Here is a 21468-nt window from a genome sequence, read left to right on the forward strand (position 1 = left end):
CTCTAAATTTAAATTATTAAGCTAATGTCACTCAGCGCTTAGGCAAAGAGTCTTTATCATATAAAGAATGGCGAATTTAAAGGAAATTAGAAACAGAATATCATCAGTGTCTTCAACGATGCAGATTACTAGTGCCATGAAAATGGTATCTGCTGCTAAGTTAAAAAAGGCTCAAGATGCTATTACAGCAATGCGTCCTTATTCTAATAAGTTAACGGAATTGCTTCAGAGTTTAAGTGCAACTTTGGATGCAGATTCTGGAAGTAAGTATGCTGAGCAACGCGAAGTTAAAAATGTACTTATAGTTTCAGTGACTTCTAACAGAGGTTTATGTGGTGCGTTTAACTCTAACATTATTAAGCAAACAAATAACCTAATCAATAACGTTTACGCTACTAAAAACGTCTCTGTTATTGCTATTGGTAAAAAAGCTAATGATGCATTTGCGAAACAAAATAGAGTCATTGCGAACGAAAGTGATATTTATGACGATTTAACTTTTGAAAATGTTGCTGAAATAGCAGAAATGCTAATGGAGAAATTCGTTTCTGGTGAATTTGATAAGATTGAGATTGTTTACAATCACTTTAAGAATGCTGCAACACAAGTTATAATGACTGAGCAGTTCTTACCAATCGTGCCTATAGAAAGTGACGATAATGTAACTTTAGATTACGTTTTTGAACCTTCTAAAGTAGAAATAGTTGAAGAGTTAATACCGAAGTCATTAAAGACACAATTATATAAAGGTATTAGAGATTCTTTCGCTTCAGAACATGGTGCACGTATGACAGCAATGCATAAGGCAACAGATAATGCGACAGAATTAAGAGATCAGCTTAAATTAACTTATAATAAAGCTAGACAAGCAGCAATTACTAACGAAATCCTTGAGATTGTTGGTGGTGCAGAAGCTTTAAATAACTAATAAGTTCTCACGAAAGCAGGGATCTTTTACACAAAATACCAAGACCTAACTTTAACGAGTTAGGTTTTTTTTGTGCCTTTATAATTCAATTTTTTTTTTGACCGTTTATTGATTTTATATTTTAATCAGATGATAAACCGGTGTAAATCAGTTTTAAACCACTATTTTGTAAGTTTTTTCTTTCTGTTTACCGCTTGTTAACTGATTTATTTGTGTTTTAAAGTGTCTTATTTAGATATTTTTATATATTGCAGTCCCAAACCTTAACCTACTGTAAAATGAAACTATTAAAAAAGTCGGCTTACGCCATTGTTTTTACTGTTATTTGTGGTGCAACTAATCTTTGTACTGCCCAAAATAATAAGACTTCAACTACATTCCAAAAACAAGCTCCGTTTGAAGTCAATTCTGCTTCTTTTCAAGAATGGTACGCAGGAATCAAAGTTGGTGGAACAGGAATAAACATATTCCTTCCTATCACTGATGTCGCACAAAATGTTGAAATCACCGAAATTTATTTTAGAAATCTGACAGCTGACCTCATTAAAATTAATGGTACCTACTCAGCACAACTTAAAAATGATTCACCACATTATACTTTTAAAAAGTCTGAGGCTAAGGAGGATTATCCGTTTAAGCTAAAGGATAATGAATGTGTTGTAAGTTATATTGAAAATGGTCATACAAAATATTTTAAAATCACGGATATTACAGAATTTGCAGGAACATACTATGAAAATGGACCACCACCGATTTATGTAAAGGAAAATGCAACAGATCTTGTGTCCGTTGAGGATCAAGAGGTAGATAATTAATTATCAAAAAACAACATTATATATTTAGCCTTGCTGTACTAGTAAGGCTTTTTTATTTCTTTATTTCAACCAAGACGATGGTTAATTAATATTTAATACTTTTGTATGCCTATAATTTAAGCAATATTGAGCGGATTCAAATCACTTTTCAAACAAACATTTATTTATGGCTTAGCTACCGTGCTACCTAGAATGTTGAGTTTTATTTTAGTGCCACTTTATACGGATCCAGCAGTGCTTTCTGTTGAAGAATATGGTCGTGTATCATTCATTTTTGCATATTTTGTATTGTTTAATGTTGTTTTAGCGTATGGAATGGAAACCGCATTTTTTAGGTTTTTCAATAAAGAAGACAATCAAGACAAAGTAACAAGTACGTCTGCCATTTCATTAATACTTAGCTCGTTTGCGTTACTAGGAATTGCTTTTTTATTTAGAAATCAGATTTCAACACTCATCAATATAGAACTTCAGTATCTCAATTTAGTATTTGTCATTTTACTGTTAGATGCATTAGTTATCATTCCATTTGCTTGGTTACGGGCAACTGCTAGACCCATGCGTTACGCAATCCTTAAGATATTAAACGTCGCGGTTAATTTAGGATTGAATGTATTCTTATTGCTGTATTTAAAAGATTTAGCAGAAGGTAATTCGGTTTTAGATCAAATTTATAAACCAGATTTTGAAATCAGTTACATCTTTATTTCTAACTTAATTGCAAGTGGATTAACATTATTACTTTTATTGCCATTTTATACCAAAATTAAATTCACATTTGATTCTATATTATGGAAAAAGATGATGCGATACGCGCTGCCAGTTCTTATTGCAGGTGTTGCATATTCTGTAAACGAAACTTTTGATCGTATTCTACTAGATTACTTATTAGATCCTGCTGTAGCCGAAAAACAAATAGGTATGTACTCAGCATGTTATAAACTCGCGTTATTCATGACCTTGTTTGCGACAGCTTTTCGTTTGGGAATAGAACCTTACTTTTTTAGCCATTCTAAAACCGAAAACCCACAAAAGAATTATGCTAAGATCTTAGAATATTTTGTAGCCTTAGGCTCAGTTATTCTTTTAGTAGTCATAGTTTTTGCAGATCTTTTAAAATCCTATATCATTTTAAGCGAAGCCTATTATGAAGCCATGTGGATTGTACCTTTTATTTTGCTAGCCAATTTCTGTTTGGGTATTTATCACAACCTTTCAGTTTGGTATAAAATAACGGACCGTACTAAGTATGGTGCTTATATTTCAATCGCTGGAGCCATAGTAACACTAGCATTAAATTATATATTAATTCCTGTAATTGGTTTTAAGGGTTCAGCTATAGCAACACTTTCAGCCTATTTACTAATGATGGTGTTGTCCTTTTATTACGGAAGAAAATACTATCCGATTCCTTATAATTTGAAGAAAATAGGTTTATATCTAGTGGTTTCAACGTTGTTTTCCTTTATATTTTTCTATAACTATCGAGAAAATTATATGATCGGAATTGCGATGTTAATTGTATTTTTGGGATTAGTTATTCTTCTTGAAAAGAAGGAATTAAAACAAGTATTGAAACGCTAATCGTTTTGTCTCTTTGAGTATAATCGGAAGGCTAGAACAAATAGAAGAAATTAATGAAGATCAAAATAATAAATAAATCGAGTCACGCTTTACCACATTACGAAACTATCGCATCTGCTGGTATGGATTTACGCGCTAACTTATCGGAATCTAGAATTTTAAAACCTTTAGAACGCAGTATTGTTGGTACTGGCTTATATATAGAATTACCGGTTGGTATTGAAGCACAAGTAAGGCCAAGAAGTGGGTTAGCTGCAAAACAAGGTATAACCGTTTTAAATGCGCCAGGAACAATAGATGCCGATTATAGAGGAGAGATAGGTGTAATTTTAGTTAATCTTTCAAACGAAGATTTTACAATTAATAATGGCGAACGTATTGCACAACTAGTCATCGCCAAACATGAACGTGCAGAATGGTTAGATTCTATAGAATTATCTGATACCGATAGAGGAGAAGGCGGTTTTGGAAGCACGGGAGTTGGATGACCAATTCTCGCGAACGCGGGAATCTCAGAATAAAATAGCATGAAATATTGGTATGTCTATATAATGGCAAACAAGCCAAATGGAGTAATTTATATAGGAGTAACAGATAATATTGAAGAAAGAGTAAAAGAACATAAGTTAAAAGTTTATCCTAAATCATTTACTGCAAAGTATAATTGCGATAAGTTAGTTTATTTTGAAGATTTTGAAAATGGAAAAGAAGCTGAAAAGCGTGAAAAAAACTTTAAAAAATGGAAAAGAGTTTGGAAAGTTGAATTAATAGAAGAAATGAATCCAAGTTGGTCTGATTTAAGTACCAACTGGAATTTGAATTTTAATAAAATTAGAGATAAATAGATAGAGTCCTGTTTTTCAGGAATTAAGTTTAATATTAAAAAGATACCTGCTTTCGCAGGCATATGTTATGAAAATAATAGTACCAATGGCAGGCCGAGGATCTCGCCTCAGACCACATAGTTTAACCGTACCAAAACCATTAATTCCTGTTGCAGGTCAACCGATAGTACATCGTTTAGTTAAGGATATCGCTAAAGTTTTAAAGCAACCTATTGAAGAAATTGCTTTTGTTCTTGGTGATCCAGCATTTTTTGGAGATGATGTGGTAGATAGTTTAACGGAACTTGCTGAAGGTTTAGGTGCAAAAGCATCCATTTACAGACAAGATCAGCCATTAGGAACTGGTCATGCTATTATGAGTGCTAAGCCTTCGTTATCTGGTCCTGCTGTGATTGCTTATGCAGATACATTGATTAGAGCTGAATTCGATTTAGATCCAACAGCAGATAGTGTCATTTGGACAAAGTGTGTTGCAAATCCTGAAGCCTACGGAGTTGTAAAATTAGATGATGACAAAAACATCGTTGAATTAGTAGAAAAACCAGAAACCTTTGTAAGTGATCAAGCTGTAATAGGTATCTATTACTTTAAAGATGTAGCGGATTTAAAAGATAAATTACAAGAGGTTTTAGATGAAAATGTGATGAATGGTGGAGAATACCAAATTAATGATGGTATTAAACGCATGATGGCAGACGGAAAAATCTTCAAAACAGGAACTGTTGACGAGTGGATGGACTGTGGAAACAAAGCTGTTACTCTAGAAACCAACGCTAAAATGTTAGGGTTTTTAAAGGCAGATAATGAGGAGCAATTAATTGATGATTCTGTCGTTTTAGAAAATTCAAAAATCATTGAGCCGTGTTATATTGGAAAAGGAACGGTTTTGAAAAACACAACGATTGGACCTTATGTGTCCATAGGTAAAAATTGTGTAATAGAAAATACGACCGTTAAAAATAGCTTAATACAAAACCAAACCACTATTAAAAACGCTAATTTAGACGAAGCTATGATTGGTAATCACGTAAAGTATAATGGTGAGTTTACTAAGATTAGTATTGGTGATTACACCATTATGGAATAATTATTGAAATAGAATAATCTCGCTATTCAAATGAAGCAATCATGTATATCGTATTGTACACAATTACAGTAAAACCCAACCAAGAAGACAACTTTATTGAAGCTTGGAAAGGGTTAACAACATTGATTTACAAATACGAAGGAAGTTTAGGGTCTAGATTACATAAAAAGGATGCCCTAAACTTCTTTGCATATGCACAATGGCCTGATAAAAATACGTTTGATAATGCTGGGAACAATTTACCAGAAGAAGCTAACTATTTCAGAAATATAATGAAGGCCTCTTATGAGAAATTTGAAGTGTTAGAAAAGTTTGAAATGATTGAAGACTTGTTAAAGCAACAACAAAGTGAATAAGAAATTTATCTTGATATTGGTTTTTCTCTTCGGAATGATAATCGTTCCACAGACGACCTACGCCCAAGTCGATTTTAACAAACGACCAGATGATGATTTAGGCAATGTGGAAGACGAATTTCAGGAGCATTTTTTTGAAGCCTTAAAGCAAAAAGGCATCGAAAATTATGATCGTGCTGTTGAAGCCCTTCAAAAATGTTTGAATCTCGATAGTAAAAAGCCAGTCATCTTTTTTGAGTTGGGTAAAAACTATAATAAACTCAAAAACTTTGGAGCAGCAGAAGAGAATCTAAAAAAAGCCATTAGCATGCAGCCTGATAATGTTTGGTTTTTAGATGAGCTTTACGATGTGTATTTTCAGCAAGACGATATTAAGAATGCTTTAAAAACCATTAAGCAACTAGTAAAATATCATCCCGATTATAAAGAAGATTTAGCAGCGCTTTACGTTAGAGAAGAAAAGTATAAGCTCGCTTTAGATTTATTAGATGAGTTAGATGCCGAATATGGATTGAGTGAATCTAGAGATGCCATGCGAAATGATATTTACAGTATCACAGGTAATGCGGATGATCGCATAGAAAACTTAGAACAACGTATTGCTAACAATCCTAGTAATGAAGATAATCACTTAAAGCTCATTTATAGATACAGTCAGACTGGCGATCATAAAAACGCTTATAAAGCTGCCCAAAATTTATTAAAAGCAAAGCCAGATTCTAAATTTGTGCATTTAGCCTTGTATAAGTTTTATCTTCAAGATGAAAAGGTGGATGACGCCATCAATTCTGTAAAAACAGTGTTGACCAGTCCAGAAATCAATGCAGATGCTAAAGCCAAAGTTCTTAAAGATTTTGTGGCTTTTGTAGCTAAAAATCCTGACTACGAAACGGATCTAATTGATATAACGTCGCTTATAGACGGTAATAAAGATGCACAAACACATAGCGATTTAGGGCACTATTATTTAAAAGCAGGTGATAAAGCAAAGGCCTTATCAAATTTTAAAGAAGCTTTAAAACAAAGTCCTAACGACTTTAAATTAATAAAAGATGTCTTATTACTTCAATTAGATATAAAGGACTATAATTCTGTTATAACGGACAGTGAACGTGCTTTAGAATTATATCCTGCGCAACCTATTTTATATTTGGTAAATGCTGTGGCTAATAATAATTTGAACGCACCGAAGAAAGCTATCGATAGTTTAGAAATGGGATTAGATTTTCTAATAGACAATCCTAATATGGAGGCTGATTTTTATTCCGAATTAAGCATTGCCTACAAAGCCTTAAATAATATTAGTAAATCTGAAGCGTTTGCTAAAAAGGCAAAAGCTTTAAAAGCCCAATAGATAATGAAGTTACCTCAAGTATATAAAAATTATAAACTTACCCTATGTGTCATTTTAATAACATTGGCATTTAGTTGTGGCTCTACCAAAAGTGTTATAGCATCAGGAGTGGCAAGCGATAAACTTTCGGCAAAGCAAGTGATAAAGCAGCACACTAAGAATGATATTGACTTTAAAACCTTAAAGGCGAGGGTGAAAATAGATATTACTCAAAATAACAATTCGCAAGGTGCTGGTTTTACACTTAGAATGGAAAAGGATAAGGTGATTTGGTTAAGTGAATCCATTTTAGGCATGGCACGTATGATGATTACACCAGATAAAGTAAAGTTTTATAATAAATTAGATAACGAATATTTTGACGGAGACTACAAGTTATTAAGTGATGTGGTAGGTATAGACCTAGATTTCATGAAAGTCCAAAACATCCTTTTAGGTCAGGCTATTTACGACCTTAACGACGAGCCTTATCAGGTTTCTGTTAATAATAATTCTTATGCTGTAAGCCCAAAAGATCAAAATGCATTGATAGAGTTATTTTATCTGATTAATCCGTCGCACTTTAAGATGGACAGCCTACAAATGCAACAAGCATTGGAAAAAAGAATGCTTCAGGTAGATTATTCGTCTTATCAAGAAGTTGATAAGCAAATTGTTCCAGAAAATATAAGGATAATTGCAGTTGAAGATACTAGCGAAGTTGCTATCACCATGGAATTTAAATCGGTATCTTTGAATGATGAAGTGCGTTTTCCGTTTAATATTCCTTCAGGTTATAAAGAAATTGAAATCAAATAATGACTAAAAATCGGTTTTATATAATTTTAGTGATTGGGCTTTTAATGTCCAGTTTTTCACTTTTTGCTCAAAGCGATAGACAAAAAGAGTTAGAGGCACAGCGTCAGCAAAAGTTAAGAGAGATTAAGCAAATTAATGCCTTATTATTTACCAAAAAGAAAGAGGAGAAGTCAGCTATTACACTTATTGAAGACATTAATTATAAAGTGAACGTTAGAAAAAATTTAATCAGAATTACTAACGAACAAGCCAACTTACTGACAAGAGAAATTAACGCGAATCAGAAGGAAATAACGAGCCTTAGAACACAACTACAAGAATTAAAAGATGATTATGCTGCTATGGTTGTAAAATCATATAAAAGTAAGTCAGAACAAAGTAAAGTGATGTTCTTACTGTCTTCGAGTAATTTTCAACAAGCTTATAAACGCCTTCAATACATAAGACAATATAGAGATTATCAGAAAGAACAAGGTGAAGCCATAAAACTTAAAACGAAAGAGTTACAGGAGCTAAATATTCAACTGTCCAAACAAAAGGAAGATAAGCAGAAGCTGGTTGAGGAGAATAGAATTGCTAAGCGCGAATTAGAAGGTGAACTAAAACAACGTGAAGTTTTAATGGCTTCTATTAAGTCTGATATGGGAAAATTTGCGTCTCAGATTAAACAGAAGAAGCAGGAAGCCGATCAATTAGATAAGGAGATAGACCGTTTAATTGCAGAAGCGATTGCGGCATCGAATAAAGAAGTTGGTACAAAATCATCAACAGGAAAATTTGTTTTAACTCCTGAAGCAAAAAAACTCGCGTCTAGTTTTGCAGCAAACAAAGGAAAATTAGGTTGGCCAGTAGCTAGAGGTGTTATTAAGGGAAAATTTGGTAAAACGCGTTCCTTAACGGATAGCTCAGTTGAAGTTAATCATTCGGGTGTAAAAATAGCAACAGAGCAAAATGCAGACGTTAAAGCAGTTTTTAATGGAGTAGTATCTTCGATTCATGTTATGAAAAGAGGAAATCCAACGATCTTAATAAGACATGGTGATTATTTAACGATTTACCATAACCTTGGAAAACTTTACGTAAAAAAAGGAGATAAAATTACAACAGGTCAGGTTATAGGTGAGGTTTTTAGTAATAAAATCACAGGAGAAACCCTTCTAGATTTTAGAATCTATAAAAACAATCTAAAATTGAATCCAGAATCTTGGTTAGCCAGACAGTAAATTAAAGCACTACTCAAAAAGCGCCTTTAACTCAGTGGCATCTGCAGGTTTCATTTTGCCGGCCAATACCAAACTCAATTGCTTACGACGCAAAGCAGCATCAAAACGTTGTTTTTCTAATTCTGTTTCAGGCACCAATTCAGGGACTCTTACAGGTCGTCCAATTTCATCTACAGCAACAAAAGTGTAAATAGCTTCATTGGCCTTAACACGCTCACCAGACTCTCTGTCTTCGATCCAAACATCCATATACACTTCCATAGAAGACGAAAAAGCTCTTGATACTTTAGCCTCAATCATTACCACACTTCCTAAAGGAACAGCTCTGTTAAATGCGACGTGATTTACGGTCGCCGTTACCACAATACGTCTTGAGTGTCGTCTTGCGGAAATACTAGCTGCTCTGTCCATACGCGCTAATAGTTCACCACCAAATAAGTTGTTGAGTGGATTAGTTTCGCTTGGTAATACCAAATCGGTACTAATGGTTTTAGACTGAAATGCGGTTCTAGATAGCATAAGAATTTTAAAATTTGTGTAAAGATAGAGCGATTTTAGTATAGAGGAGTATGATTACTAGTAAAAGTGAAACCAAAAAAAGGCTCGACGAAAAATAATGATAGATCAAACTATTAAAATTTCTAAATAAAGTTTGTGTAATTATTTCTCTCTGAATCTTCGCGTCAACTCCTTAAATCTCTGTGTAATAATTGACGTTAAGCTAAACGTAAGCATTGGTGAAACTCGGATTTTGAAAGTCTATTTAAGCTTCTTAATCAACAACCATGCATCACGGTTATGCTCACGACGAATTTTAAAAAGTTCATTTTGTGCTTCAGCTCTAGTTTCAAAACTGCCATAAACCACTTCATGCAATCCATAACGGTTGGCACCAATTTGACGTGCTTTAAAACCTTGATCTCTAAGTTGGTTGACTTTCTTCTCAGAATTAGCTTCTACTCTAAAAGCACCAGCAACAATATGGTAATTGCCACTTTGTTTTTCTACAGATAATGTTGCAGCAGGTAATGGGTTACTGATAATAAAAGTAGCTTCTTGTACTTTAGCATCGAGCTGCTCATTGGCTTGCTCTTGTGCTAATTGGTTGTGATTTTCAATGGTATTGTTGTAATAGGTTGCAGCTCCAAAGCCACCTAAACCTAATAAAACAACAGCTGCAGCGGCATATTTTAACCAGTTGCGGTTAGAACGTTTTTCAGGTGTTAAGGTAATAGGTGCAGTCTCTTCGATGATTTCAACGGTTTCTTTATAAACTTCACGCGTAATGTCCGAAGATGAAAAATGAGATAAACCAAAAGCATCAGTTAAATAGTTGATATGGCTAGACGGATCAAATTGAATCTTCCCATCAGCATTTAAAGCCAATTCACCAATATTTTTAAATTGAATAGTCTCCCCTTCAACCATATAGGATTTAATGGACTTTATCTGCTTAGAAATTTGACCTAAAGCTGTTGCATAAGGTATTTTTTCAACCTCAGCAATGTAATTAGCTAGTAGCCCATCATTTTGTTGTAATTGCTCGTTAAAAGACAAGGCCTTTTTGGGAGGATAAAACGTATGTGTGGTTTCATGAATTTTTGCCGAAACACGTCGTGTCAAAAAAGCTCCAAATTCTGGAACAGTAACACAATCGTAACGGTATAAAAGGTCGCTAATGTAAGTCTCTAACTGCATATGAAGGCAAAGTTAAAAATTTTTGTTTCTGAAAGAAGTGAAGTATCGTTTATTTATTAACATCAAAATAAATAGTTGTCTATCTCTTTGATTTTCTTTGAATTCAGAACGTATTTTTTTTTAAGAATAGTATTATTTTTTTAAATAAAATTTATCCAATGGGATTCATCACAGGTTCTATTTAAGATGATTTAAAAATCATTCAGAATTAAATAATTATATTCGTAAACAGTTGAAAATTTTCTTAAGTACTTAGTGTTCAATGACAGATCAACAACTTATTTATGCTTTAGCCTTGCAGCATGTTCCAAAAATTGGAGCGACAACAGCCAAGAAACTCATTAATCATTGTGGATCTGCTGAAGCCGTTTTAAAAGAAAAGAAATCCAAGATTTTAAAAATTGATGGTATTGGAGCTTTTACAATTCAAGGTCTTTTTGATAAAATTCATTTAGAAGAAGCCGAACAAGAATTAAAATTTATTAAAGACAACAACATCATTGCCCATTATTTTACTGAAGACACCTATCCGGAGCGCTTAAAACATTGTATAGATGGCCCGATTATATTATTTCAATCTGGGAATATTAATTTGAAGCAACAGCGTATTATAAGTATTGTTGGGGCGCGTAAAATTACCACAAGTGGTATTGCCTTTTGTGAAAAATTAGTGGAAGCCTTGTCGCCGTTTAACCCAATTATAGTTTCCGGTTTTGCTTACGGAACAGATATTACAGCGCAAAGGGCTGCGGTAAAGCACAATTTGCAAACCATTGGTTGTTTGGCTCATGGTCTTAATCAGATTTATCCAAAAGTGCATAAAAAGTACGTGGCTGAAATTGAAAACCATGGTGGCTTTTATTCTGACTTTTGGAGTACAGATAATTTTGATCGCAATAATTTTTTAAAACGTAACCGAATAATTGCAGGTTTAAGCGAAGCAACAATCGTTATAGAATCTGCCGAAAAAGGAGGGAGTTTAGTTACAGCAGATATTGCCAATTCTTATAATAGAGAAGTGTTTGCTGTGCCAGGAAGAACCACAGATAGTCAAAGTATAGGGTGTAATAATTTAATAAAATTTCAAAAAGCCCATTTATTATCCAATCCGTTAGATGTGCCTTATATGTTGAATTGGGAATTGAAATCCAATAAAAAGCTAGCGATTCAGCAACAACTGTTTGTAGAATTAGAACCCGATGAAAAAATCATTTATAATTTTCTAAAGGAGAATAATAAAACAATGTTAGATGTTATTGCTTTACGTTGCGAAATGCCTACTTATAAATTAGCCGGACTATTATTGAATATGGAGTTGAAAGGTGTGGTGAGACCTTTGCCTGGTAAGTTGTTTGAAGTGATTTAGTCATTAGATGAAAATTATTTGAAACAGTATTAGTGAGTCATACTTTACTTTATCTATGTGTTTAACGGGTTTATGTTTTATCATGCGAAATCTAAACCTAGTTTATTTAAAGAATAATTGCAGTTAACAGCCTTTGTAAGCCACTTTAGAATCAAGATTTATTGTCTACTATTATTGTAAGTATTTTGTTGGTAAATCTCTAAAATTTACCCTTTATCGAAGTTTTTATGCTTTTTATCGAATTTTTGTTTTGTACTTCCAATTTATTTTCTCATATTTGCAGTCCCTCTATAATATAAATTAAACAATACTGTTCTGCCAATTTTGGTTGTATAGTAAAACTTAATAATTATCCTACTTATGAGGTTACAATCTACTCGTGTTTTGAGGCATTTCGATGCATCCCAGTTTTTCATTTTAAACATTCTTTTGTTATTCCGATGTTTGGTATTCAATCTAACGGTTAATAAGTTGTTTTTCACACCGATTACGGATAGTGGTAAATTTAATATTGAAAGATTCCATCCAAACTTTAAGAATATTGAAAATGTTTAAGCATCTCAACGACCTTAAAAGACACGATTTGTGTGCTTTACAGTGTCGCGAGGTGCATTTAAAAGGATATAAACGGCAAATCAACTAATTTTTTTTGAGTATCCTTTAAACTACTGCACTTTTGCAGTGTTAAACCCAAATTTACGCTGAATAGATATTATCATTAGACTTACTCTTGATTTTAATGTCTGTTCAAAAGAATTATAATAAAATAACCTATGAATACAATTTTATCCTTCGTCTCATCTAAAAAAGTAATGGCTACGTTGTTGCTTTTTATAAGTGCTTTGTCTTTTTCACAAATAGTGGTGACTGATGTTTTTCCTACTAGAGTTACAAAAAGTAGTATTGTTACTATTATTGGAGATCTTAGTTCTGGATTTACAAACTCTACAACTGTTTCTCTTTTTGGTATTTCTACTAGCTCGGTTGAAGCGACTCCAGATGGTTCGGAGTTAAGTTTTGAAATAACCTTAGATGGTACAGCTAGTTTTTCAAGCGATTTAAAAGTAGCCGGACAAAATGTTTATATAGGCTCAGTCAGTACGGCGAATAAAGTGACTATTGACTACGTAGGGGCTAAATTGAAAAGAAATCATTATACCTCTGGTAGTGAATCTTTTGAACACGTAACCGACATTATTACGAATTGGAATTATAATACTCAAGGGTATTGGAGGTATTCTACAAATTATACTTACGGTACTTCTAGTACATATCCAAATGATAGTCATGAATTATTGGCATTTGAATATGATGGAGTTTTTTATTCTACGGGAGTAGATGACGACCTTCTCGATAATATAACTGGACTTACTTACAGTAAGGAAGTTTTTAAAGCCTATTCTACAAACGGAATTACAGGGACTATTAATAACGGTGCCAATTTCATAGCAACGGGAGATATGGTAGATGGTGTTGTCAATGAAGGTACTAACATTACGTCAACAGATATTTTAGATTTAACTGTTTTTCAGGTCATGGTAGATGGAGTTAATGGTTTAGATTTAGGAACAGGGGTTACTAATTACAATAAGTCAGCTTCCATTCGTTTTTTTAGTGGTAACGGACAGGTTGGTGCAATTTCAGATGGAGTTCCTGATTTAATAATTACTCAAATAGCAGATTCTGGTAGTTGGGATATTTATTATTATGCAGATGACCGAGGTAATGTTGTTGGAAGACCTATAAAAATGTATTTGAATAACGGTACAAATAACTTAGGTAGATGGGCTTTAGATTTATACTCACTTCCTAGTGGTGCAGATATTAATACCGCAAACCCGCAATCGAGAACATTTGGAAATAATGAAACAAGGTTAATTAAAATTGTTGCTTTTAATTTAGAAGATTTCGATATATTAACTAGTGATGATATTGATTCTGTGAAAAATATTAATTCTGTTGCAGGAGGTTCTGCAGATATGGCTTTTATTGCTTACAATCAATCTGCTTTCGATATAAAAGCTCCTATAGCGGAACCAATATTACCTCAATTTGTTTGTAAAGCTGATGGGACTACAGGTATAACTTTTAGTGTCATTGCTGGTATAGATGATGGTTCTGGAGGGATTACAGATCCACCTGCGGGAGATGCTGATTTAGAGTTAAAGTATAAATGGAGAAAGTACAACTCAGAAATTAGTGGTGAAACAAGTGAGAATTTTACTATTGGAGGAGTAGCATCGGACGATTTAGCCACTTATAAAGTAGAAATTTCTAATAAAAATGGTGGCACAATTATTTTGCCAGTTACCCTAAGTGAAGGTGGTACGCCTTATTATTGGAATGGAACAGCTTGGAGTTCTCCTTATGGAGCAGTAGTAGAAAAAGAAAGAGGTCTAGTTTATACAGGTGAATATGCTATAACCGGTAATTTAGTGGGCTGTGATTGTAAAGTAACTTCAGGTGCTAACGTTGTGATGCCTAAAGGGTCAAAGATGGTGCTTTACAATGAATTAACTGTAGAGCCGGAAATCGCAGAAGTAAAACTATTAGACGAGTTTGGTAATACAGTACAAGATGAAGAAGGTGATGATATAATCCTTGTGAGTCATGTTCCTGAAGCAACCTTTACCTTAGAAGACAATGCAAGTTTAGTACAGATTAATGATGTTGTAAATAGTGGTGAAATAAAAGTAAAACGAACATTAGATAATGCTGAAGTAAATCAATATGATTATGTGTATTGGGCATCTCCAGTAGCAGCTTTTAATATCTCAGGAATTTCTAACACACCAACATACCAATGGGATGTAAATGCCGTAAGTAATGATTCAGGTGTAGGTAACTGGGTGTCTGCAGCTAATGCTACAATGACTCCAGGAGAAGGTTATATTGTTAGAGTTTCTAATAGTCAATTAAGTGGTTTCACAACCGAATTTTTTGGAGAGCCAAATAATGGACCTTTTACAATTGGTGTTGAAAAATCGTCTGCTTATTTAACTATGGATTATAATGATAGTAGTTGGAATTTAATAGGTAATCCTTACCCTTCAGCGATAGATGCGGAAACCTTTTTAACTGCTAATACAAATCTTGAAGGCCGTGTAGATATATGGACGCATGATACAGGTCTGTTTGATGTTACAGGAGCATCCGATGCATTTTACGATGATTTTGGAGTGAATTATGGGAACCAATATATAACTTTCAATAGTACAGGAACTTCAACACCAGATCCATCTAATACTTTTAATGGGAAAATTGCTTCAGGGCAAGCCTTTTTTGTAAGAGTTGATGATGACGCACTAGATACTGAGGATTCTGTGAATTTCACCAATGCAATGCGTCATAATAATATAGTTGCTCATGATAACAATCAATTTCACAGAAGCACTTCAGAAGAAACTATAGCTCTAGAAAAGCAATTAGTTTGGCTTAGTTTAGCTAATGAAAACGATCAGGCAATTAGTACATTAGTAGGTTATGCAAATGGAGCCACAGAAGGAAAAGATAGACTTTACGATGCCTATACTAATAATGAAGGCTTCAATTTATACTCTTTAATTACAGAAGACGAAAAATTAGTGATTCAAGGCCTTCCATTACCATTTGTAGATACCAACACCGTGCCTTTAGGTATTGAATTAAATGCAAGTGGAATTTACAAAATTGCCATTGGTAAAGTAGAAGGAAGTTTATTTGTAGATCAAGAACAAGATATATATTTAGAAGATACGTATACAAACGTTATTCACGATTTAAGAACATCACCTTACAGTTTTACAGGTGAAGCCGGTGAGTTTAATGATCGTTTTATCTTAAGATATACGCCATCTTCAACGCTTTCAATTTCTGAAGTTTCTGTAGCAGATACCTTTGCGTATATTAGTAATGCAACCTTGCATCTTAAATCGTCTAACCTTATTGAATCGGCAACGGTATACGATATGAATGGTAAACAAATCACCAATTATAACGTAGATAATCGTGATAATTCTTTTGATACAGAATTTAGATTCTCTAAAGGTATCTATATTGTGTCTATTACGTTAGATAATGGTACTGTAGTCACAAAAAAACTAATAAACTAAACCCTTTTATTTAAATACCTCCCTAGGTTTAAGTAGCATATTAAACATTTTATTAAAACAAACAGAATCTCTAAATAGTTTAGAGACAGGACTTTTATTTTTAAACCTTAACGTATGAACTTAAAAATTACTTTTAATTTAAAACCGCTTAACACACTCAAAATGACTGTTTTTGCGCTTTTTTTAACAGCTTCGGCCAATATCTTTGGCCAAACTGTTACTGAGGCTTTTCCCTCAAGAATAACTACCAACTCTAAAATTACGGTCTTAGGAACCGATTTTACAGAGAGCACTTCTATTAGTATCAATGGTATCAACATCAATAGCAGTAGTATTACATTATTAAGTGATACTGAATTGTTATTCGCTATTTCACATACAGGAACTTCAGATGTTTCTGGTGAACTTGTAGTTGGTGGTGTATCTACAGGAATTAATATAGATTATATTAGTCCTACTCACAAAACTCTCAAAAATGGTGAATCGAGTAACGTTACTAAAATTACCGAAATATTTACAACGTATAATGGGTTTTGGAGGTCGTCACAATGGAAAGCAGACCCTACTAATAACAGTTTAAAACCTAATACGAGTCACGATTTATTGGCGTTTACCTATAATGGAGTTACCTATTCTACTGGTGTAGATGATCAGGTTCTTACAGATAATGGAGTGACGTTTAGCACACAACTATTTTATGCGTATACAACTAATGGTGTTGATGGAACCACTTACGGATCTAACTATTTAGCTATGGCGGATTTAATAGATGGAGAAGTTAATGAAGGATCTGTTATTACTTCTGAAGAAATTTTAGGTACTACAATTTACGATGTTTTAATTGACGGAGTAAATGGTTTAGATATTGGTACAGGAGTTACTAATTTTAATGCCACTGCAGATGTTGAATTTTATAGTGCTGGTGGCCAACTAGGGGCTTTAAATGATGATATACCAGATTTTTTAATCTCACAAATCGCTATGGCAGGTAGTACAGATATTTATTATTATACAGATTCTGAAAAGAATGTTGTCGGTAGACCTGTGAAATTGACCATATTAGATGAATCAGATACGCAAGGTGATGCGTTATTAACACAATGGAGATTAGATTTATATAATTTTACTAATGGTGTTAATTACGGTATAGCAACACCGCAATCGAGAGCTTTTTCTAATAATGAACAGCGTCCGTTACGAATGGTAGCCTTAAAGTTTGAAGATTTCCAAATTACAGATACTAATATTACAGATATAAATAATGTGAACATGGTAGCTGGTGGTACAGCCGATCTTGGTTTTCTTGCCTATAATAGAGGGTCTTTTGATATAAAAACCCCAGTATTTACGGAATATCCTACAGCTAGGTTTGTATGTCAATTACCAAGCGATTCTAGTATCTCATTTTCTGCTACTGCTACAGTTTCTGGTGGTGCCACTGGTGCACCTGAAGAAACGTTATCTTACCAATGGTTTAAGTATAACGATCCTATTCCTGGAGCGACTTCTAATACGTACACGCTTCCTAATACTGTAGATGACGAGAGTTTAGGGATTTATAAATTAAGAGTAAGTAATACCTATGGTGCGGTTGTAGTACCTGTAAGTCTTTCTTTAGGTGGAACTCCTGTGTATTGGAATGGATCAGATTGGGAATTGCCTCCAGTGTATCAAAATGCAGGTGTGGTCGTTGAACCACAAGATAGAGGTTTAGTATTTTCATCTAATTATAACGAAGCTGGAGATATAGAAGGGTGTGATTGTTTAGTGCCTTCTGGTAGTAATGTCACTATACCTTCAGGATCTACGCTTAAACTTTATGGTGAAGTTACTGTAGAATCTGGTGCTTCATTAACATTTGAAGATAGCGCGAGTTTAATTCAAACTAAAATAGTATCAAGTAATGAAAATGTTGGTTCAATTAAAGTAGAACGTAATGTTACAGATTTACATGATAATGATTATGTATTGTGGTCATCTCCTGTAGCTGGTTTTGATGTTTCTAATATCACATCTGAGTATACAACTGATGCTTTTAATTGGGGTGTAAATACGGCTAATTCTAATGGTGTTTCTGGTGATTGGGCTCTAATTACTGGAGCAATGAATTCAGGTTTAGGATATGCTGTTAATGTACCAACGGAACTTGTTGCAACAGGATTTACCACAACTTTTGTTGGAACCCCAAATAATGGAGATATTTCTGTAGATGTTTATAAATCAGCAGGAAACTTTCCAAACCTTGAAGCTAGACATAGAAACCTTATTGGTAACCCATATCCTTCTGCGATAAGTGCAGAGCAGTTATTAACTGACAATACCTTATTAGAAGGTAACGTAAAAATATGGTCACACAATTCAGCAATCCCAAATGCAGTAACACCTTTAGCGAGTTCTGCTTATCAAGCTTTAGATTACAACTATGGCGAGCAGTATGTAAGCTATAACTTTACAGGTGCTAATCCACCAGAAAGTACTAATGGATATATTGGTTCTGGACAAGGATTCTTTGTTCAAGTTGATGATAGTGCTTCAGAAGGTTCAGTAACGTTTACAAATGCGATGCGTTCTAACGATGATGATGTAGCGTATGATAATTCTCAATTTTACAGATCAGAAGAATCGACTAATAATGATTTAGAAAAGCATCTCGTTTGGTTAAGTTTAATTGATGCTACGGATGTTTCTGCTAGTACTTTAGTTGGTTACGTAGAAGGAGCAACGATGGCAAAAGATAGACTTTTTGATGCCTATTCTGATGACAACACAATGCGTATCTATTCTATAGTTGATAATGCAGAAATGGTTATTCAAGGTCGTTCGTTACCATTTGTAGATACTGATGTGGTACCGTTAGGAATTGAATTACCTGAAAGCGGTATATTTAAAATAGCTATTGGTGATTTAGCAGGAACGGTATTTGCAGGTGGTGCACAAGGTATTTATCTTGAAGATACGGTTCTAAATACAGAACATGACTTAATAGCGTCTCCTTATTCTTTTTCTGGAGTTGAAGGAAAAATTAATGATAGATTTAACTTACGTTATACAACTACTTTATCAGTTGATGACGTTGCAATGTCTAACACTTTTGCTTATGTAAAGGATGAAACATTAAATGTAAGATCTGGTTCAGGTATTAAAGACGTTAAAGTCTATGATATCAACGGAAGACAAGTAAGTTCTTATGCTTCTAATGGACAGAATAATACGTTGAGTGAAAGCTTCAGATTTTCTAAAGGAGTATATTTAGCAACGATTACTTTAGAAGGTAATGTTACTGTAACTAAGAAGATTATAAACTAAGGATTAATTCACTTAATCGTTAAACAATAAAGACCTCTATTAAACTAATAGAGGTCTTTTTTTATTTGAAATTTTTAAAAAGTAGAACGAATTAATAGCCTACTTTTTCTCTCACACGTTTTAAAACAGCGTCAGCAACAAGCTTAGCTTTTGCGGCACCTTTTGCTAAAGCGGTGTCAACCTCTTCAAGATTGCTCATATAATAATGGTAGCGTTCTCTTTCCTTTTCAAAGCGCTCTACTACCAATTCATATAAGGCTTGTTTCGCATGGCCATAACCGTAGTTGCCTCCTTCATAATTAGCTTTCATCGCTTCAATTTGAGGTTCAGAAGCTAATAAACTATAAATAGCAAAACAGTTACAGGTGGCCCAATCTTTTGGTTCTTCAAGCGGTGTGCTATCCGTTTCAATAGACATTATTTTTTTACGTAATTGTTTGTCTGGTAAAAAGATGTTGATGTAATTCCCTCTACTCTTACTCATTTTTTCACCGTCCGTACCAGGAATAAGCATGCCACTTTCTAGTATTTTTCCTTCAGGTAAAACAAAAGCGTCTCCCATCTTCGCATGAAAACGAGATGCGACATCACGAGTCATTTCAATATGTTGTAATTGATCTTTTCCCACCGGAATAATTTCAGCATCATACAACAAGATATCTGCAGCCATAAGCATTGGATATGTAAACAAACCTGCATTTACATCTTCTAAGCGATCAGCTTTATCTTTAAAACCATGCGCAAGCGTTAAACGTTGGTATGGGAAGAAACAGCTTAAATACCAAGATAATTCTGTAACTTGTGGAATATCACTTTGTCTATAAAACACTGTTTTTTCAATATCTAATCCAAAAGCAAGCCAAGTGGCAGCAACAGAATAGGTGTGGTTTCTTAATTCGTCTGCATCTTTAATTTGGGTTAGCGTGTGCAAATTTGCAATAAATAAAAATGATTCGTTTTTAGCATCATTTGCCATGTCTATTGCCGGTAAAATTGCACCTAAAATGTTACCTAAGTGTGGTGTTCCTGTACTTTGTACTCCTGTTAGTATTCTTGCCATAATAATGCCTGCGAAAGCAGGTATATCTTTAATTGCTCCTTAATATTAATAAATTTCAAATTAAATTTAGTAATTGAATTAAGGTAGGAATTTTTTTAAATTAAACTTAAATTGTAAAAAACAAAGGTAAATTTTTTAGTAGAACTATTAGAAGTCATTTAATTTAATTAACTAGTTTTGGTGCTATGGCATTTTTTAAATATCCATTCTGGCTTTTATATCGCATTTGGTTCTACATTTTAGTTGCCATTCCGATTATTATAATGTTTCCTTTGTTGATTGTTTCGATCTCTAGAGAGCAATGGTATCCTTACTTTTTTAGGTTGGCTCGTATTTGGTCTAAGTTTATTTTAATAGGTATGGGTTTCGCCTATAAAATTACAAGAGAAGAAACACCAGATCCTGATAAGAGTTACATGTTTGTAGCCAATCATACCTCTATGGCAGACATTATGCTAATGTTGGTCTCCGTTAAAAACCCATTTGTGTTTGTTGGAAAACAAGAATTAGCAAAAATTCCATTATTTGGATTCTTTTATAAGCGTACGTGTATATTAGTAGATAGATCAAGTGCTAAAAGTAGGCAAGCTGTATTTTTAAGAGCGCAACGTCGTTTAAAACAAGGAGTAAGTATTTGTATTTTTCCAGAAGGCGGAGTGCCCGATGAGCATATTTTATTAGACGAGTTTAAAGATGGAGCATTTCGATTAGCAATTAATCATCAAATACCTGTAGTTCCCATTACTTTCTATGATAATAAAAAACGATTTTCATATACTTTTTTTAGTGGAAGTCCGGGTAAAATGCGCGCTAAAATACATCGGTTTTTACCAACTATAGGTTTGGAGACTGCAGATACAAAAGCATTAAATGAAAAAGCGCGAACGTTAATTTGGGATGAATTAATGACGAGTCAAATCACAAAAAAAAAGCCACTCTAACTAATAAGAGTAGCTT

17 protein-coding genes are annotated in these 21468 nt (G+C 33.7%); 14 read left to right on the forward strand and 3 right to left on the reverse strand.

Translation table 11 applies throughout. The features are described from left to right. Positions 1-67: 67 nt before the first annotated feature. The 10 genes from atpG (at position 68) to HM992_RS03705 (ending at position 8990) form a co-directional block, all read left to right on the forward strand. Positions 68-928, forward strand: a complete 861-nt coding sequence (gene atpG / locus HM992_RS03660; RefSeq protein ID WP_179318749.1) for an ATP synthase F1 subunit gamma — start codon at positions 68-70, stop codon at positions 926-928. A gap of 278 nt (positions 929-1206) precedes the next feature. Further along, positions 1207-1743, forward strand: a complete 537-nt coding sequence (locus HM992_RS03665) for a hypothetical protein (protein ID WP_179318750.1) — start codon at positions 1207-1209, stop codon at positions 1741-1743. A 126-nt stretch (positions 1744-1869) separates the two neighbouring features. After that, entirely contained in the window at positions 1870-3327 is a 1458-nt protein-coding gene (locus HM992_RS03670; protein ID WP_179318751.1) for an oligosaccharide flippase family protein, read from the forward strand. Positions 3328-3380: 53 nt separating this feature from the next. Continuing rightward, complete coding sequence (gene dut / locus HM992_RS03675) at positions 3381-3815, forward strand: dUTP diphosphatase (RefSeq protein ID WP_178986356.1); 435 nt, start codon at positions 3381-3383, stop codon at positions 3813-3815. 39 nt (positions 3816-3854) lie between these two features. Continuing rightward, positions 3855-4172 (forward strand): GIY-YIG nuclease family protein, encoded by a 318-nt coding sequence (locus HM992_RS03680; protein ID WP_179318752.1) that lies wholly within the window; start codon positions 3855-3857, stop codon positions 4170-4172. Positions 4173-4239: 67 nt separating this feature from the next. Beyond that, positions 4240-5259 (forward strand): sugar phosphate nucleotidyltransferase, encoded by a 1020-nt coding sequence (locus tag HM992_RS03685; RefSeq protein WP_179318753.1) that lies wholly within the window; start codon positions 4240-4242, stop codon positions 5257-5259. Positions 5260-5300: 41 nt separating this feature from the next. Next, complete coding sequence (locus tag HM992_RS03690) at positions 5301-5615, forward strand: antibiotic biosynthesis monooxygenase family protein (RefSeq protein ID WP_179318754.1); 315 nt, start codon at positions 5301-5303, stop codon at positions 5613-5615. Continuing rightward, positions 5608-6969: a tetratricopeptide repeat protein gene (locus tag HM992_RS03695; protein ID WP_317167541.1), complete on the forward strand. Its 1362-nt coding sequence runs from the start codon at positions 5608-5610 to the stop codon at positions 6967-6969. The genes HM992_RS03690 and HM992_RS03695 overlap by 8 nt, the downstream gene beginning before the upstream one ends. A 3-nt stretch (positions 6970-6972) precedes the next feature. Continuing rightward, positions 6973-7767, forward strand: a complete 795-nt coding sequence (locus HM992_RS03700) for a DUF4292 domain-containing protein (RefSeq protein ID WP_179318755.1) — start codon at positions 6973-6975, stop codon at positions 7765-7767. Further along, positions 7767-8990 (forward strand): murein hydrolase activator EnvC family protein, encoded by a 1224-nt coding sequence (locus HM992_RS03705; RefSeq protein WP_178986351.1) that lies wholly within the window; start codon positions 7767-7769, stop codon positions 8988-8990. Before HM992_RS03700 ends, HM992_RS03705 begins: the two co-directional genes overlap by 1 nt. Before the next feature lie 9 nt (positions 8991-8999). On the opposite strand, the gene HM992_RS03710 is transcribed toward HM992_RS03705, so the two are convergent. Beyond that, positions 9000-9509, reverse strand: a complete 510-nt coding sequence (locus tag HM992_RS03710; RefSeq protein WP_178986350.1) for an acyl-CoA thioesterase — start codon at positions 9507-9509, stop codon at positions 9000-9002. A 240-nt stretch (positions 9510-9749) separates the two neighbouring features. Continuing rightward, positions 9750-10688 carry an HU domain-containing protein gene (locus tag HM992_RS03715; protein WP_178986349.1) on the reverse strand — a complete coding sequence of 313 codons (939 nt, stop codon included), beginning with the start codon at positions 10686-10688 and terminating at the stop codon, positions 9750-9752. 262 nt (positions 10689-10950) lie between these two features. On the opposite strand from HM992_RS03715, the gene dprA reads away from it, so the two are divergent. From dprA to HM992_RS03730, 3 genes are all read left to right on the forward strand, one after another. Further along, a complete protein-coding gene (gene dprA / locus HM992_RS03720) occupies positions 10951-12054 on the forward strand; it encodes a DNA-processing protein DprA (protein ID WP_179318756.1) in 1104 nt (367 codons plus the stop codon). A 773-nt stretch (positions 12055-12827) separates the two neighbouring features. Beyond that, complete coding sequence (locus tag HM992_RS03725) at positions 12828-16145, forward strand: T9SS type A sorting domain-containing protein (protein WP_179318757.1); 3318 nt, start codon at positions 12828-12830, stop codon at positions 16143-16145. Positions 16146-16259: 114 nt separating this feature from the next. After that, on the forward strand, positions 16260-19451 hold the full coding sequence (locus tag HM992_RS03730; protein WP_179318758.1) for a T9SS type A sorting domain-containing protein: 3192 nt from the start codon (positions 16260-16262) through the stop codon (positions 19449-19451). A gap of 91 nt (positions 19452-19542) precedes the next feature. On the opposite strand, the gene trpS is transcribed toward HM992_RS03730, so the two are convergent. Further along, positions 19543-20511 (reverse strand): tryptophan--tRNA ligase, encoded by a 969-nt coding sequence (gene trpS / locus HM992_RS03735; protein ID WP_179318759.1) that lies wholly within the window; start codon positions 20509-20511, stop codon positions 19543-19545. 185 nt (positions 20512-20696) lie between these two features. Between trpS and HM992_RS03740 the strand changes: the two genes are divergently transcribed. Continuing rightward, complete coding sequence (locus tag HM992_RS03740; protein WP_179318760.1) at positions 20697-21452, forward strand: lysophospholipid acyltransferase family protein; 756 nt, start codon at positions 20697-20699, stop codon at positions 21450-21452. Positions 21453-21468: the final 16 nt, after the last annotated feature.

Source organism: Winogradskyella helgolandensis (assembly GCF_013404085.1).
Lineage (GTDB): Bacteria > Bacteroidota > Bacteroidia > Flavobacteriales > Flavobacteriaceae > Winogradskyella > Winogradskyella helgolandensis.